This is a genomic window from Larkinella humicola (genome assembly GCF_008727875.1).
Lineage (GTDB): Bacteria > Bacteroidota > Bacteroidia > Cytophagales > Spirosomataceae > Larkinella > Larkinella humicola.
The window spans coordinates 567,930-583,166 of the sequence record NZ_VTWS01000001.1 but is presented as its reverse complement, the minus strand read 5'-3'; the positions used below and the strand labels follow the sequence as shown (position 1 = coordinate 583,166).

Genomic DNA, 15,237 nt, shown 5'->3' with positions numbered 1-15,237 from the left:
ACCCGAAACTACAACACTGGCAAACCCCAAACCCGCATGAAATGCTTCGCATGGCATTTTTACGTCCTGAAAGGCATAAATGCCGGGATGAACGGTTAGACAATTTTTCGGTCCGGATCGAACCCTTCCAGGTAATCCGAAACGCGCTTGACAAATTGCCCGCCCAGCGAACCGTCTACCACCCGGTGGTCGTAGCTGTGGGAGATGAACATCTTTTGCCGCACCCCGATCAGATCGCCCTGAGGAGTTTCGATCACCGCCGGTTTTTTCTCAATGGCTCCAAAAGCCATGATGGCCACCTGTGGCTGGACGATGATGGGCGTCCCCATGACGTTGCCGAACGTGCCGATGTTGGAAACCGTGTAGGTGCCATTGGCCAGATCGTCGGCGGTGAGTTTATTCTCTCTCGCACGACGGCTCAGGTCGTTCACTTTCCGGGTCAATCCAACCAGATTATACTGATCGGCGTTGTGAATCACCGGCACAATAAGATTGCCGCTCGGGAGTGCCACGGCCATGCCAATGTTGATGGCTTTTTTAACAATAATCGTATCGCCATTTACCGAGATATTGATCATTGGAAAGTCACGGATGGCCTTTACGACGGCTTCGATCAGCAAGGGCGTGTAGGTGATATTTTCGCCGTACTGTTGCTGAAACGTCTTCTTGTTGCGTTCGCGCCATTGCACCAGAACCGTCATGTCGGTTTCGACAAACGAAGATACGTGGGGTGCAATCCGCTTTGATTCGACCATCCGTTCGGCGATCATCTTCCGCATCCGGTCCATTTGAATGATGTCGTTCTGGCCGGTGATGGAAGCAGCTTTTGGAAACGAAGCTCCGGTTGAAACTGGTTCGCTTTTCCGTTTTTCGACATACGCCAAAATATCGTTTTTTGTGATGCGGTTTTCGGCACCAGTGCCCTTGATCGACGCCAGCTCAGCCTGAGAAATCCCTTCGGCCTTGACTATGCTCAGCACCAGGGGCGAATAAAAACGGTTATTTTCAGACACACCGGTTTCGGCATCGGTCCGGATTTCCGGATTACGCGACGAAATCTGCGATAGGTCGTCTTCCAGTTTGGCCGCTACGCTGGCTACGTCCTGTTCCTCGGTTTCTCCGAATGGGGGGGAGTCCGGCGTTGGGGATGCCGACAGGTCCTCCGCATTCCCTTCGACTTCAATTCGGGCCACCGGGCTGCCAATGGCCACGACGTCGCCATCGTTCACCAGAATTTCTTTGAGAATACCGGCATGGGATGATGGTACCTCGGTGTCCACTTTGTCGGTGGCCACTTCCAGAACCGAATCGTCGGCTTCAATGCGGTCGCCCGGCTTTTTGAGCCAGGAGATGATCGTGCATTCTACAATACTTTCGCCCATTTTGGGCATAACCATGTCAACAAGTGCCATTGGCAGGGAGTTTATTTTTCTTCCAGCAACGTTTGCCGGAGAAGGTTTAAGACTTGAACCGACGTGTTCTGAATATTCTGCTCGCGGTAAGGTCCCAGTTTCAGCAAGCGGGCGACGGTCTGTTTTTCGGTCGAACAGGCAATCCAGATGGTGCCGACCGGTTTTTCGGGTGTTCCGCCGTCGGGGCCGGCAATGCCGCTGGTGGCAATGCCCACGTTGGCACCCAACTTCGTTCGAACGCCCTCTGCCATCTCCCGCACGGTTTGTTCACTGACCGCGCCAAACTGGCTCAGGGTCTCCGGTTGAACACCCAACTGATTGACCTTGACGGTATTGCTGTAACTGACTACCCCGCCGACGAAATACCGGGACGAACCGGCGTATTTGGTCATCTGACTCGCCACAAAACCGCCCGTGCAGCTTTCGGCGGTGGCTAGCATCCAGTTTCGTTCGGACAACAACTGCGCCACTTTGGTTTCCAGTTCATCGTCGTCATAGCCAAACACAAAAGGCTGGATCAACGGCAGAACGGCCTCCACCTGTTCATCGATTTCCTGTTTCAGCACCAACGGATCGCTACCGGTTCCGGTGAGCCGCAGCCGCACCTGGCCAAAGTGGGGCAGGTAGGCCAGTTTGATGTGCGCGGGCAGCGCATCTTCCCAGTCGGCAATCGTTTCGGCCAGAAAAGACTCGCCGATTCCCACCGTCCGAATTATTTTATGTACGATCGTCGGTGTTTCAAACTGGTTCTGCAACATCGGAATGATCCGGTATTGCATGAGGTTCTTCATTTCAAACGGTACGCCCGGCAGGGAGACATAAATGGTTTCATTTTCGTTGAACCACATGCCCGGTGCGGTTCCCCAGTCATTCGGCACGTAGGTGCAATTGAGGGGCAGATCGGCCTGTTTGGCGTTAATTTCGGTAATCGGACGTCCCCGGCTTTCAAAGAACTTCGTCACAAACGCCAGCGCTTCGGGATTTCGTTCGAGGGTCGTATTAAAATACTCGCAAATGGTCACTTTCGTGATGTCATCCTTGGTGGGGCCGAGACCACCGGTCAGAATGACCAGATCAGCGCGTTCGGTGGCTTCTTTCAAAATACTGAGAATCGCTTCCTTTTGGTCGCCAACCGACGATTTTCGAATGGTCCGGATTCCGATTTTTGTCAATTCCGCCCCAATCCACTGGGTGTTGGTATCGGTAATTTGTCCAAACAGTATTTCGTCACCAATCGTTATGATTTCGGCCAGAATGGGTTTCATGAAAAAGAATCTACAAGTTTTTGTGGCTTGACCCTTTACTTTTTGTCAGTTTTGCTGTCTTATAGAGAAAGGCCGATTGACAAACTAACAGCAGAACGCTGTCTTTCGAGCCAAAAATACGTAAAAAAACGGTTTATCTTTTGCCGACAGACCATCGGCGATCGTTTCACAAAGAGAATCAACCTGAGAAGCACATGAAAAAAACAGTCCTTTTTGCCCTCCTGCTTGCCGGGTATTCCGGTGCCGCAATTGCCCAGTCCGATTCGACCCAACCGAAAAAGAAGGGTATCTTCGGACAAATTCTGGATAAAGTAGGCGATGTTGCTTCGGGCGGAAGCTCATCCAATGACGAAATTGCCAATGGATTGAAAGAAGCTCTCCGGATCGGGATCAGCAAAGGCTCCGATCAGGCTTCGGCCGTGGATGGCTATTACAAAAACACGCTGATCAAGATACTGATGCCCCCGGAAGCCCAAAAGGTGGAATCGACCCTGCGTAAGCTTGGCATGGGAAAACAGGTCGACCAGTTCATTATGTCGCTCAACCGCTCGGCAGAAGATGCGGCCAAAAAAGCCAAGCCGATCTTTCTGAATGCCCTGACGTCGATGACCATTCAGGATGCCGTCGGTATTTTGCGCGGTCAGGACAATGCCGCCACGCAGTATCTGAAGCGCACCACGTCGGATCAGTTGATGGCAGCTTTTACGCCGGTGATCGACAGCACGCTGAAAAAAAACAACGCCACCCGGTATTACGGCGATCTGGTTCGCACCTATAACAAACTACCCATTGCCACCACCAAAGTTAATCCGGATCTGACCAATTATGCCGCCACGAAAGCCGTGGACGGTATTTTTACGCTGGTTGCCCAGGAAGAAAAACAAATCCGCGAAAACCCGGCAGCCCGCGTCACTGATTTGCTAAAGAAAGTATTTGGGCAGAAGTAACCTGTAATTAGGCTGGTTTTTGGTTTTGAATCGTCGGATCGGATTGCAAATCCGTCTCACAAATGGTTACCTTTGAAGTCTTAAAACTCCGGTTAAGTGCCCCCAACCCCCTGAAGGGGGCTATAAATACAACTAGTTTAAGTCCCCTTCAGGGGGTTGGGGGTATTCAAGCGGAGTTTTTTACTGTACTGAAAAGCAAACGATGAAAAAATCAGAAATCAATTTTGCGGTTGAATTAGACGACCACAATATCCCCGAAAAAATTTTCTGGAACGCGACGGACAATCCCAATGAAGGACTGAGTGACACCAAAGCGGTGGTGGTGTCGGTATGGGATCATTACAACCAGGGTACGCTGCGGCTGAATCTGTGGACCAAAGACATGGCCGTCACCGACATGAAGCGGTTTTGCGTCGAAGTGCTCGGCAGCCTCGCCGACACCATCGTAACGGCCACGGGCGACCAATCGATGGCCGACCAGATCGACAACCTTTGCCGGGCTCTAAGCAAAAAAGTGGAGGAAGAATACCGCGAGCAGCAGAAGCAGGCATAGCGAACGACAGGTTGTGTTCGGTTTACGGTATTCAGTTTTCGCCGGGCCGCCGGAGCTGTGCGGTTCCCCGACGGAACTGACGCGATAAACCGAAAACTGAATACCGTAAACCGTAAACCCTTTACTGATGAAAATATTGAGTTTAGTTGTGATCGTTGTTTGGCTGACGATCGGTTTGGCCGTTGGGCAGGGGGTGCAGTTTCGGAAGGAGCCGTTGACGGCGGTTTTGAGTGCGGCCCGAAAAGCCAAAAAGCCGGTCTTTGTGGAAGTATATTCGGAAACCTGCCACGTTTGCCAGAGTTTTATCCCCACGTTTGCGAACAAAACGGTGGGAAAATTCTACAATACCCGTTTTATCAGCACCAAAATCGATATTTCCGATAAGAGTACCATTGCTTTTTTGGACAAAAACCGCCTGTTTGTTCCCTCCTTACCGCTGTTTTTATACTTCAATGCGCAGGGAGATCTCATTCACCTGGCGATGAGTAACAACTCGACGGATGAGGTCATTCGACACGGAACCACGGCCCTGAATCCGGAAATTCGGTCGTCGGCCATGCGCAAACGGTTTGAAGACGGGGAACGCTCCCCGAATTTCCTGATCGATTACGGGATGTATGCCCGGGTGACGCGCGACACGGTGACGAACATCCGGGTGATGAACGAGTATGCCACTCGGCAAGCCGCCAATACGTATGCAAATCCAACGAACTGGCTCGTGTTGCAAAAGCTGATTCTGGACGTCGACAACCCGCTTTTTCAGTACATGATCGGCCATCTTGATCAATTTATCAAACCCAACGGTGCGGAGCTGGTCAAAACAGTGGCGGAGAACATTTTGATGTCTTCTTTATATAGCAGCCGGGGCAATCAGTATCCGGCCGCCAAAATCATCACCATCCGTAACCAGCTTCAACAAGTGGGTATCGACGGACGCGTCGCCAGCAATCGCACGCTGCTGCCCGAAATCAACGCGTATTTTCGGGCGGGTCAGGCCACCAAAGCCGCTTCCCGAATGGACGATCACATTGCCCAGAACCAGTTCTCTACGCCGGAATACCTGTATGTGATTCGGTTGTTCAACCGGAAAAGCCCGGATGCCAGCGATGCGCCGACGGTAGCCCGCTGGGCCAACAAAGCCATCCCACAGGTTAAAAGCCCCGCCGAACAGGCTGATTTGTATTTTGAACTGGCGGAAGTGTATCGCCGGGGTGGAAAAACCGCCGAGGGATTGAAAGCTGCGCAAAAGGCGCTGGAGATGGCGAAAGCCGCTAAAATCGATACGAAGCGGAATACGGAGCAGATTGGCCGGTTAAAATGATCGTCAGGAATAAATGACGTTCGAGAACGGCGGTTGCTTCAACAGATAGGCCGAATTTTCGTCGCCCAGTTCAATGGCCCGAATCAGGTCTTTCTGGGCCGGACCGTACTGGTCGAGCTGCATGCGCGCCAAAGCCCGCCAGCGGATGGCGTCGGGTTGCTGACCCCGGAAATACCAGACCGCTTTGTCAAACTCTTTGAAGGCTTCACCGAATTGGTTCAGTTGGTACAGGGCAATGCCTTTATCGAGATACGAATCGGGAATGGTGTTGTCGAAACTCAGGGCAACCGTCAGATCGAAAAGGGCGGAATACGCATTTTCATTCCGCAGGTGGCATTTTCCCCGGTAGGCAAACGCCAGGGAGGATTTGGGGTGTTGTTTCACAGCCTGATCGAAGTAGGCGAAGGCTTCATCGTAGCGGTGAAACTGGACGAGCGTAATGCCCTCGGAAAACCGAAGACGGTCTTTCTCCGCCTGCGTGTCATGGTCAATCACGAAATACCGGACAACCAGGTAGACTATGAAGAAGAATCCTATCAGCGCAACTTCCATATCCTGAAGCTTTCAGAAAACTACTGTAAACTAGCTGAAAAACCGGGTATTTGCAACCCGTATCCTATTTTTCCAGTTCGTGCCGAACCGCTTTGGGTAGACTGGCAACAATCAGTTCGTAGGAATGATCGATCCATTTTTTCAGATCACTTTCCCGAACCGTTCCGTCGATGATAACGGTATTCCAGTGTACTTTATTCATGTGGTAACCAGGCCGAACCGCATCATATTGCTCGCGCAACTCGACGGCCAGTTCGGGATTGCATTTCAGATTGACCGACAGCGGACGGGCGTCCATCGATGTCAAGGCGAACACCTTGCCGCCAACCTTGAAAACCAGCGTATCTTCACCAAACGGAAACGACTCGTTGGCACCGGGTTTGCTCAGGCAGTAATTCCGCAGCGTTTCAATGTTCATCGCATAATGGCTCTGACAATCATCACAATCAGACAAAACAGAAACATGATGATGGAGATCCGGTTGATCCCGTGCATCATGCGAAGGTTGGTGTTCGTCGGGCGACTCGGGTCCGGTTTTTGAAAAACCCGGTAGAAATACCGGAAGACGTCACCCAACTTGAAATAGTCTCCTATTTTGGACATAATAAGTTAAGAGTTAAGAGTTAAAAATTAAGCGTTAAATCGGTGAGAGAATGCAGAGTGGCTAACTCTTTACTTTTAACTCTTAATTCATCACTCAGATTCCGGTTCATTCCAGCGACCGTCTTCTTTTATCAATTCAATCAGTTCATCGACGGCGTGTTCGGCGGTGACCGACTTTTTGATCACCTGCTGACCCCGGTACAACGAAATTTTGTCTTTGCCGATTCCAACGTAGCCATAATCGGCGTCGGCCATCTCGCCGGGTCCGTTGACGATGCAGCCCATGATGCCGATTTTGATGCCTTTCAGGTGGTCGGTGCGTTTACGAATCAGGGCCGTGGTTTCCTGCAAATCGAACAACGTTCGTCCGCAGGAAGGGCAGGAGATGTATTCCGTTTTCGACATCCGGGTGCGGGCCGCCTGCAAAATGCCAAATGCCGTCGAATTGTACCGGTTTGCCGTCTCCAGGCGCTCATCGGGCGACAGGTCGGGAAGCTGATCGGTCGCTAGCCAGGCTCCGTCGCCCAGGCCATCGACCAGCAAACCGCCGATGTCCGTTGCCGCGTAGAGTTGCAGGGAGTCGCCCTGACTATCCGGAAAACTCCGCAGCGTTACGACCGGGCAGAAAATTTCGCGGTTGATCAACTCGACATACAATCGCCGAAGTTCGGCCATCGCGTGGGTATTTTCCGTTCGAACCACCAGCACAACGTGTTGATCTTCACTGAGCGCACTAGCTAATTCATCCGAAAAGTCACCCAGTTGGGTTTCAACAAAATTGAGAAGCGGGTGCAAACCACCCGGTTTTTGCCGACTATTCAGGTAGGTATTCGTGTCAAGCAAGGGGAATTTATGAACCTGATCGGTGGCGGAAAGCCAGGCCGAATAATCCAGAATTTCTTTCAAGCCGTTGGGTAACATGAATCTAGCGGGCTGAGAACCGGTGTACAGGTAGTCGGCACCCAGGTCATTCATCCGCCATTTGTCGGGAACGGGCAGGTAAAAGTGGCCGATGGGCCGGAGTTGCTCGTGGTGGGTGACGGGTATTTCGGAATAATCGGCAATCACGCGCGGTACGTTGACCCCACCGAAATTGGCGACTTCGCGGGTTTTCCGCCGGGTATACTGGTACGGATGAATGGGATACTGCCGGATTTCCGGAATCGGACTGTGGCCCGCCCGTTTTGCATAGCGGTCGATGAGCGCCTGTGCTACCGGGGCTTCCAGTTCGGGATCTTCCGTTAGGGAAACCCGGACGGTATCGCCCAAACCGTCTTCCAGCAACGTGCCAATGCCGACAGCCGATTTGATCCGGCCATCTTCCGCTTCGCCCGCTTCGGTGACACCCAAATGCAGCGGATACGGTTTCAAGCCTTCCGCATCCAGTCGCTGAACCAACAGGCGGTAGGCTTCCACCATGACCTGCGGATTGCTGGATTTCATCGAAAGAACAATACTGTGGTAATTTTCATCGTCACAAATCCGCAGAAATTCTAAAGCTGATTCCACCATCCCGAGGGGTGTATCGCCGTATCGACTCAGAATCCGGTCCGACAGCGAACCGTGGTTGGTGCCGATCCGCATGGCCGTTCCGTATTCTTTGCAAATCCGGATCAGGGGCAGGAATTTGGCCCGAATCCGTTCCAGTTCGGCGGCATAGGACGCGTCGGTGTATTCGATGACTTCAAACCGCTTCCGGTCGGCATAATTGCCGGGGTTGATCCGGACTTTTTCGACGATGCGGGCGGCCAGTTCGGCGGCATTGGGTGTAAAATGAATATCGGCGACGAGGGGTGTCGTGTAGCCCCGGGCGCGTAATTCCTTGCGGATGTTTTCGAGATTTTGGGCTTCCTTGACGCTGGGCGCCGTAATCCGGATGTATTCGCAGCCCGCTTCGATCATTTTGATCGACTGCTCGACCGAACCCAGGGTGTTCATGGTGTCGATGGTCGTCATCGACTGAACCCGGATGGGATAATCAGAGCCTAGCGGAATGTTGCCGATGGGAACCGTGATGGTTTTGCGACGGGAATATCCGGTTAAGGAGTTGCAATAGAGAGCCGGTTTTTCGGCGGATGGTACTAAAGACGGTGTTGCGAAGTCAAGCATGGCCTAAACAGCGAGTGCGGAAGAGGATACAAAGGTACAAAACCGGCGCGTTTTCCCCGCAAAAGCTAGTAATAGAACCCGCTTTTTCCCGAAATTGTTCATTTCGGAACGTTAGTAAAAGAGATGGATATACGTTGATAATCAGTCGGTTATTCTATTCTTCGACCTTGGTGCCTTCGTCTACCCGAATAATATAGGCCGCACCGCCCTGGCGTTCAATGGCTTCGGCGACGGCTCCGGCATGGCCGGGTGCGTAGGCAAACATACACCCACCGCCCCCCGAACCGTTGATTTTACCGCCCAGCGCCCCGGCATTCAAAGCCGCTTCGAGCATTCGGTCGATTTTGGGTGTCGAAATGCGTTGGGCATCCCGCAGATTGGCGTGGTGACGGTTGAGTAAGTCGCCAAGCCGGATGTGATTCAGATCAGCTGATTCCAGCACCTGCCGGGCTTCGCGGAGGAGATCGCGGTTCGAAACCGTGCCTTCCAGCAGCGTATTTTCTTCGCCCGATAAAAAAAGACGGTAGTCGTCAAGTTCCAGGACATCCGTGGTATGGAGGGAGAATTCAGGGTTGACGGCTTTGATTTTCTGAATAATTCCGTTGACACCGTTCCGCAGCCGACCCAGGATATCCAGCGTATCTTTGGCTTCCAGCGAGTCGCCCAGCACGAAGGCACCGAGTTTGGGCCGTAATTCTTCAATTTCAATGTGCGGTTCCGACTCCAGATAGATCACATCGCCGATGGCGGTGGAATAATGATCCATCATGCCACCCGGTTCGCCAAATTCAAGCACTTCGGCCTCATTGGCCAGATTGCCAATTTCCTGCCGACTCAGCAACCGCGGACGGTCACTCATGCGCATCAGAAAATGCAGCCAGGAAGCCACCAACGCTGATGAACTCGACGTACCGGAATTGATCGGAATATTTCCGTGGACTTCACATTCCACCCCTTTTGAAAACCGGTAACCGTGTTTTAACAGCACATTGTAGCTGCTCCGAAAATAATCACGCGGTTTGGTATACACCAGACTGGAATCCGATAGCTCGAATTCTTCCCGCTCGTTCACATCCGGCAGGTTGATCACCACGTTCCGATCCGCCCGGTGCGAACCGGTAATCCGGATTCGCCGGTTGATGGCTGCGGCAATGACGGGCAGCCCCAAATAATCCAGGTGTTCGCCGAACAAACAGATTCTGCCGGGGGTGGAAACGCTTAATTGGCTCATTACCAGGTGTGTTTTTTGCTTCCTGCTACCGCATAATACAAGATGTAACTTAGCAGGGGCAGGATCATGGCGTACGCTAATTTGGGACTAACGGCGTCGGTCAGATAACCGTGCAGCAGGGGCAGTAACGCACCGCCGGAAATACCCATGATTAGTAATGCTGAGCCTAATTTGGTGAATTTACCCAGCCGGTCTAGCGACAAAGGCCAGAGGGCCGGCCAGATCGGTGCGATGGCAAAACCCAGTAGCGCGATGCACAGTACGGACGTAAACCCGTCGGTTAGCAAAGCACCCACGGTCAGAACCAAACCGAGACTCGTTCCAATGATGAGTGATTTCTGCTGCGAAAGGAAACGCGGAATGAGGATGATGCCCAGGATGTAACCACCAAGCATGCCGTACAACGTATAGGCCGTAAAGTATTTGGCTTCGTCATTGGAGAAGCCCAGCGCAACGCCGTAGTTAATGATGGTGTCGCCCGAAATGACTTCGACCCCTACGTAGCAAAAAATAGCCAGAACGCCCAGTACAAGGTTGGCATGTTGCCATACGCTATCCGTGGTTAATGGCTTGGTTACTAGTGTTTTGTCTTCATCCTGCTCTTCGGATACTTCAGGTAAAGTAGAGAAGCGGATTAGCATGGCGAGCACCACCAGAACGCCCGTCAGAATCAAATACGGCGTCACCACTTTGTTCAGCGATTCCTCGGCCGAAATGACATTGGCCCCCGTTAACAACAAACCGCCGAAAATAAACTGGCTGATGATGCCCGCTAATTTGTTGGCGACCCCCATGAAGCTAATCCGTTGTGCCGCACTTTCGCGGGGTCCAAGGATGGTCACGTAAGGATTGGAAGCCGTTTGCAGAACCGTTAAGCCAATTCCGATCAGGAACAAACCGACCAGGAACAACGGATACGAAACCGCCTTGGCAGCCGGTATGAACGTGATGGTGCCGATGGCCATGATGATCAGGCCCAGCGACATCCCGTTTTTGAATCCTGTTTTCTTAAGCAGCCAGGACGACGGAATCGCCATGAGCGTGTAAGAAATGAAAAACGCCGACACTACCAGGTTCGAACCTACGGTGCTGAGCTGAAAAGCCTGTTTGAAAAAGGTAATCAGCACCCCATTGACCCAGGTGACAAATCCGAAAATGAAAAATAACATGCCGACAATGAGCAGTGGCCCAAGGTAGCTATTGGTTGAATTCCGGGTTGCAGTCGGAGTCATTTTTTGAGAAGTTTGGAGAAATTGAGAACGAGCTCGCAATATAACACGCAGTCGTTTAATATATTTTAAATTTTTTTATTAATTAAGAATTTTATTCTGATTATTGGGCCGTTACCGAATTAATAGTCATCCGTTAAAGCAAAAATGGGCTTATTTGTCTTCCATTTGCCGCGCGTAAAGTCCGGAATTTCAATCGGTTTACTGCCTTTGGCGATGGATTCTTCCGAGAGTGGACTGATGGCGCTCCAGACCGCTGCGTCATACACGTCGATTGGGGGCGGCACTTTCCGTTTGACGGACTCGATGAAAGCCCGGATCACGAAAAAATCGATTCCGCCGTGGCCCGCATTTTCGGCGGTTTGAGCGTGGCGCTTCCAGATCGGGTGGTCGTACTGGTCCTGGTATTCTTTGAAAGGCTCCCACTGGTGCGGTTTGGCACTTTTTCCTTCAATATAAATGGTTTTTCCATCATCCATCCAGATGCCCTGGGTTCCCTGCGCCCGGAAGCCCAGCGAATAGGGGCGGGGTGAGTTCGTATCGTGCATAATCACGATGTTCTCGCCATTCGCACAGTTGATGACGGTCGTAACAATATCGCCCAGTTTGAAATTGACTTTGGCGTTCGGGTGGTTGGCTCCGCCTTTGTCTACCACAAATTTGTGCAGACTCCGGGCCTTGGTCGCAGTTGACGTCAAATACATAAACCGGTTGCCGCGATTGATGTCCAGCCAGTGGGCGACCGGCCCCAAACCGTGGGTAGGATACAGATCGCCGTTGCGATCGACGGAATGTTGGGTCCGCCAGCGGGCTTCGGAATAGCCTTTGGCTCCGAATTCGACGCCTTCTTTGCCCATACCGCCGTTAAACTTGACGGTTCGCAGGTCGTGCTGGTACCCGCAGTGGGCATACAGCATTTCGCCGAACAGACCCTGACGAATCATGTTCAAAACCGCCATGACATCGCGCCGGTAGCAGACGTTCTCCAGAATCATGCAGGGCATTCCGCTTTTTTCCGACGCTTCGATCAGATCCCAGGATTCTTTCAGGGTAACCGTCGCCGACACTTCAACCCCCGCGTATTTCCCGGCTTTCATCGTGGCTACCGACATCGGCACGTGCCATTCCCAGGGGGTGGCAATCACCACGCCGTCGATGTCGTCGCGTTTGAGCATGTTCAGAAAATCTTCGTCCGTTTTGCCAAAAACCGCCGGCTCGGGTCGTCCGGCCTTGCTAATCATGGCCTTGGTGCGGTTGATCGCATCGGGATCAATGTCGCAAATGGCCGTAATGGCCACATCGTTCCGGTAAATGGCCTGATCGACGTGGCTGCGGCCCCGGCCACCCACACCGATAAAAGCCAGCCGGACTTTTTTGTCCTGGGCCGGTGCACCGGTTAGAATGGTCGGAAATAAATGGGCGGAGGAAACGGTTGCGGCCGCAGAACGCAAAAAGTGACGTCGATTCGTTTTCAAGTAGGTTCGGTCGTTAAGGGTTTGTTAAGGACTAAGCCGTAAAAAAAAGCAAAATATCGGTAGAGCCAAAAAAATGACGGGATTACTTGTATTATTATCCAGAGAGTTGCCTACAGTTGATTCCGAAAGGCTTAATAATTTCTTAAAATCGCCGGTATATACGTATGAACCAAATCAGAAACCGGGCTGTTATCCCTGCGAAACTGACTGAAATTGCTTCCTGAAGGCGGATTATCCCACCGCTTGACGGCTCAAATGTGTTGCAGACATCCTTTCTGACGACATTTTGGTCGAGAATTAGTATCAATCGAAAAATCCGGGCGACCGGTTCTGACAGAATGGACAAAAAACGGGTAGCGGTGTTCCGTAAAGAACACTTCAACGCGGCTCATCGTCTCCACAATCCGGAATGGTCGGATGAAGAGAACAAACGGGTTTTTGGCAAGTGCAATAATCCTCATTATCACGGCCACAATTATGAGCTGATTGTTCAGGTCATCGGCGAGGTAGACCCCGTTACGGGTTTCGTCATGGACATGAAATTGCTCAGTGATTTGATCAAAGACCGCGTTACGGACCGGTTTGATCATAAAAACCTCAATGTAGACACGGAAGAATTTAAAAACCTCAATCCCTCCGCCGAACATATTGCCATAGTTATTTACGATTCGCTGCGTAGCCAGCTAGATTCATCTCTGGATTTGAAAATCAGACTCTATGAAACCGAACGGAACTTCGTTGAATACCCGGTCTAACGGCCATCATCCTGCTTATGACCTGCTTCATGACGTAACAGTCGATGAAATGGGTGATGACCACGTGGCGTCTTCCATCGAAACTCCGTTGCGTGATGATGCCTTTGACTTGAGTGATGAGGCAAAAATGGACCTGATCGAAGGCCATTTTCGGCACATTATGAACATTTTGGGGCTGGATTTAACCGATGACAGCCTGAAAGGAACACCCCGGCGAGTCGCTAAAATGTACGTCAAGGAAATTTTCAGCGGTCTCGATCCAGCGAAAAAACCGCAGGCGGCTCTGTTTGAAAACAAATACCAGTACAATGAAATGCTGGTTGAAAAGGGCATCACCGTACATTCGCACTGCGAACACCATTTTGTGCCGATCATCGGCCGCGCCCACGTGGCCTATATTTCGAGTGGAAAAGTGATTGGATTGTCCAAACTCAACCGCATTGTACAGTATTTCGCCAAGCGCCCCCAGGTGCAGGAGCGATTGACGGTGCAGATTGCCAACGAGTTGAAAACCGTGCTGGAGACTGAGGATGTGGCGGTGGTGATCGACGCCCGGCACCTGTGCGTTTCGATGCGCGGGGTTCAGGATGTCAACAGCTCGACCGTTACGGTGCATTACGGCGGCAAATTCAAGGAAGATGAAGCCACCCGGCAGGAATTCCTGCGCCACGTCAGCGAACCAACCGCAGCTTTATAATGATGAATTATGAACGATGAACGATGATTGGACTTCGCCAGTAAAATTCATCGTTCATCGTTCATAATTTATCGTTATCCTATTAAACAAGTGTTCCCACGCGCTCCAGAAGCGCTTTTGTTTTTTTGATTCCTTCGTATTCGCTCAGGGTTGAGCCTTCGTATTCGATCCCGGCGATGCCTTTGAAACCGCTGTCTTTCACGATTTTCATCATGCGCATGTAGTCGGTGTCCGTACAGTTGCCGCTGGCGTCGAAGTCGTGGGTTTTGGCACTGACGCCCTTGGCGAACGGCATCATTTCACCCACGCCCTTGTAGCGGTCATATTCTTCCACACACTTGCCGCCCCATTCGGAATTGTCGCTGCGTTTGATGCAGAAATTGCCGAAATCGGGCAGAATACCGACGTTTTTCATGTTGACCTGCTTCATGACGCCCGTTAGCCACTGGCCGTTGGACGAATAACTGCCGTGGTTTTCGACAATTACGTTGATGTTCATGGTTTTGGCAAATTCGCCCAGTTTTCCCAGTCCTTCCACGGCGGCTTTGGCCACTTCTTCTTCCGTTCCTTTTCCGAAGGCATTGACCCGGATGGTTTTACAACCCAGCGTTTTGGCGCATTCGACCCAGGGCTTGTGTTTTTCAACGGCTTCGTTGCGTTTGGCCGCATCGGTTTCGCCCAGATAGCCTTCTCCGTCGATCATAATCAGGTGATTCCGAACGCCATTGTCCTTGCAGCGCATCATCAATTCTTTCAGATACGTGGCATCCTGCGCTTTATCCTTAAAAAATTGGTTGACGTATTCGACGATATCGATGCCGAATTCCTTTTTAGCGAGGGCTGGAAAGTCCAGGTTTGTAATTTTTTTCTCGTTGAACAACGCTTTGTGCAGCGACCATTCGGCCAGCGAAATCTCGAAGAACGGTTTTTTGGCAGCGGCCTCGGCCAGAGCGGGAAGGGCAGACGCCGTGGCGGTCAAGACGCTGAGTTGTTTTAAAAAGGAGCGACGCGATGTCATAGGTTAATCGTTTTAAATGAGTTAATCTCGAAACTGGGATGAAAGTGAGGAAAGATACTAAAAAAGCTTG

Annotated in this window: 15 protein-coding genes; 5 read left to right on the top strand and 10 right to left on the bottom strand. The window is 51.6% G+C overall.

The features are described from left to right. Positions 1-95: 95 nt before the first annotated feature. A complete protein-coding gene (locus F0P93_RS02515; RefSeq protein ID WP_150874790.1) occupies positions 96-1,412 on the bottom strand; it encodes a dihydrolipoamide acetyltransferase family protein in 1,317 nt (438 codons plus the stop codon). Between the two features lie 11 nt (positions 1,413-1,423). After that, the gene (locus tag F0P93_RS02510) at positions 1,424-2,677 is read right to left on the bottom strand and encodes a competence/damage-inducible protein A (protein ID WP_150874789.1); all 1,254 of its coding nucleotides are present in this window, start codon (positions 2,675-2,677) and stop codon (positions 1,424-1,426) included. Between the two features lie 194 nt (positions 2,678-2,871). On the opposite strand from F0P93_RS02510, the gene F0P93_RS02505 reads away from it, so the two are divergent. The 3 genes from F0P93_RS02505 to F0P93_RS02495 all read left to right on the top strand — a co-directional run bounded on the left by F0P93_RS02505 (position 2,872) and on the right by F0P93_RS02495 (position 5,498). After that, positions 2,872-3,624 carry a DUF4197 domain-containing protein gene (locus F0P93_RS02505; protein WP_150874788.1) on the top strand — a complete coding sequence of 251 codons (753 nt, stop codon included), beginning with the start codon at positions 2,872-2,874 and terminating at the stop codon, positions 3,622-3,624. Between the two features lie 202 nt (positions 3,625-3,826). Further along, entirely contained in the window at positions 3,827-4,177 is a 351-nt protein-coding gene (gldC, locus tag F0P93_RS02500; RefSeq protein WP_114406560.1) for a gliding motility protein GldC, read from the top strand. Positions 4,178-4,304: 127 nt separating this feature from the next. Continuing rightward, positions 4,305-5,498, top strand: a complete 1,194-nt coding sequence (locus F0P93_RS02495) for a DUF255 domain-containing protein (protein WP_150874787.1) — start codon at positions 4,305-4,307, stop codon at positions 5,496-5,498. Positions 5,499-5,501: 3 nt separating this feature from the next. Here the strand turns inward: F0P93_RS02495 and F0P93_RS02490 are convergent, their stop codons facing one another. The 7 genes from F0P93_RS02490 to F0P93_RS02460 all read right to left on the bottom strand — a co-directional run bounded on the left by F0P93_RS02490 (position 5,502) and on the right by F0P93_RS02460 (position 12,697). Then, positions 5,502-6,050, bottom strand: a complete 549-nt coding sequence (locus F0P93_RS02490; RefSeq protein ID WP_150874786.1) for a tetratricopeptide repeat protein — start codon at positions 6,048-6,050, stop codon at positions 5,502-5,504. A gap of 64 nt (positions 6,051-6,114) precedes the next feature. Next, the gene (locus tag F0P93_RS02485; protein WP_150874785.1) at positions 6,115-6,468 is read right to left on the bottom strand and encodes an MmcQ/YjbR family DNA-binding protein; all 354 of its coding nucleotides are present in this window, start codon (positions 6,466-6,468) and stop codon (positions 6,115-6,117) included. After that, positions 6,465-6,653, bottom strand: coding sequence for a DUF6728 family protein (locus F0P93_RS02480; RefSeq protein ID WP_150874784.1), 189 nt, complete (start codon positions 6,651-6,653; stop codon positions 6,465-6,467). The genes F0P93_RS02485 and F0P93_RS02480 overlap by 4 nt, the downstream gene beginning before the upstream one ends. Positions 6,654-6,743: 90 nt before the next feature. Continuing rightward, positions 6,744-8,762 carry a (E)-4-hydroxy-3-methylbut-2-enyl-diphosphate synthase gene (gene ispG / locus F0P93_RS02475; RefSeq protein WP_150874783.1) on the bottom strand — a complete coding sequence of 673 codons (2,019 nt, stop codon included), beginning with the start codon at positions 8,760-8,762 and terminating at the stop codon, positions 6,744-6,746. A gap of 154 nt (positions 8,763-8,916) precedes the next feature. Beyond that, positions 8,917-9,993, bottom strand: a complete 1,077-nt coding sequence (locus F0P93_RS02470; RefSeq protein ID WP_150874782.1) for a mevalonate kinase family protein — start codon at positions 9,991-9,993, stop codon at positions 8,917-8,919. Continuing rightward, complete coding sequence (locus F0P93_RS02465; RefSeq protein WP_150874781.1) at positions 9,993-11,225, bottom strand: sugar MFS transporter; 1,233 nt, start codon at positions 11,223-11,225, stop codon at positions 9,993-9,995. Before F0P93_RS02465 ends, F0P93_RS02470 begins: the two co-directional genes overlap by 1 nt. Positions 11,226-11,344: 119 nt before the next feature. Next, a complete protein-coding gene (locus F0P93_RS02460; protein WP_150874780.1) occupies positions 11,345-12,697 on the bottom strand; it encodes a Gfo/Idh/MocA family protein in 1,353 nt (450 codons plus the stop codon). A 338-nt stretch (positions 12,698-13,035) separates the two neighbouring features. Between F0P93_RS02460 and F0P93_RS02455 the strand changes: the two genes are divergently transcribed. Together F0P93_RS02455 and folE are read left to right on the top strand one after the other, a co-directional pair. Continuing rightward, the gene (locus F0P93_RS02455; RefSeq protein ID WP_150874779.1) at positions 13,036-13,452 is read left to right on the top strand and encodes a 6-carboxytetrahydropterin synthase; all 417 of its coding nucleotides are present in this window, start codon (positions 13,036-13,038) and stop codon (positions 13,450-13,452) included. Then, the gene (gene folE, locus F0P93_RS02450) at positions 13,415-14,149 is read left to right on the top strand and encodes a GTP cyclohydrolase I FolE (protein WP_150874778.1); all 735 of its coding nucleotides are present in this window, start codon (positions 13,415-13,417) and stop codon (positions 14,147-14,149) included. The genes F0P93_RS02455 and folE overlap by 38 nt, the downstream gene beginning before the upstream one ends. 82 nt (positions 14,150-14,231) lie before the next feature. Here the strand turns inward: folE and F0P93_RS02445 are convergent, their stop codons facing one another. Further along, complete coding sequence (locus F0P93_RS02445) at positions 14,232-15,167, bottom strand: sugar phosphate isomerase/epimerase family protein (protein ID WP_150874777.1); 936 nt, start codon at positions 15,165-15,167, stop codon at positions 14,232-14,234. Between the last annotated feature and the right edge of the window lie 70 nt (positions 15,168-15,237).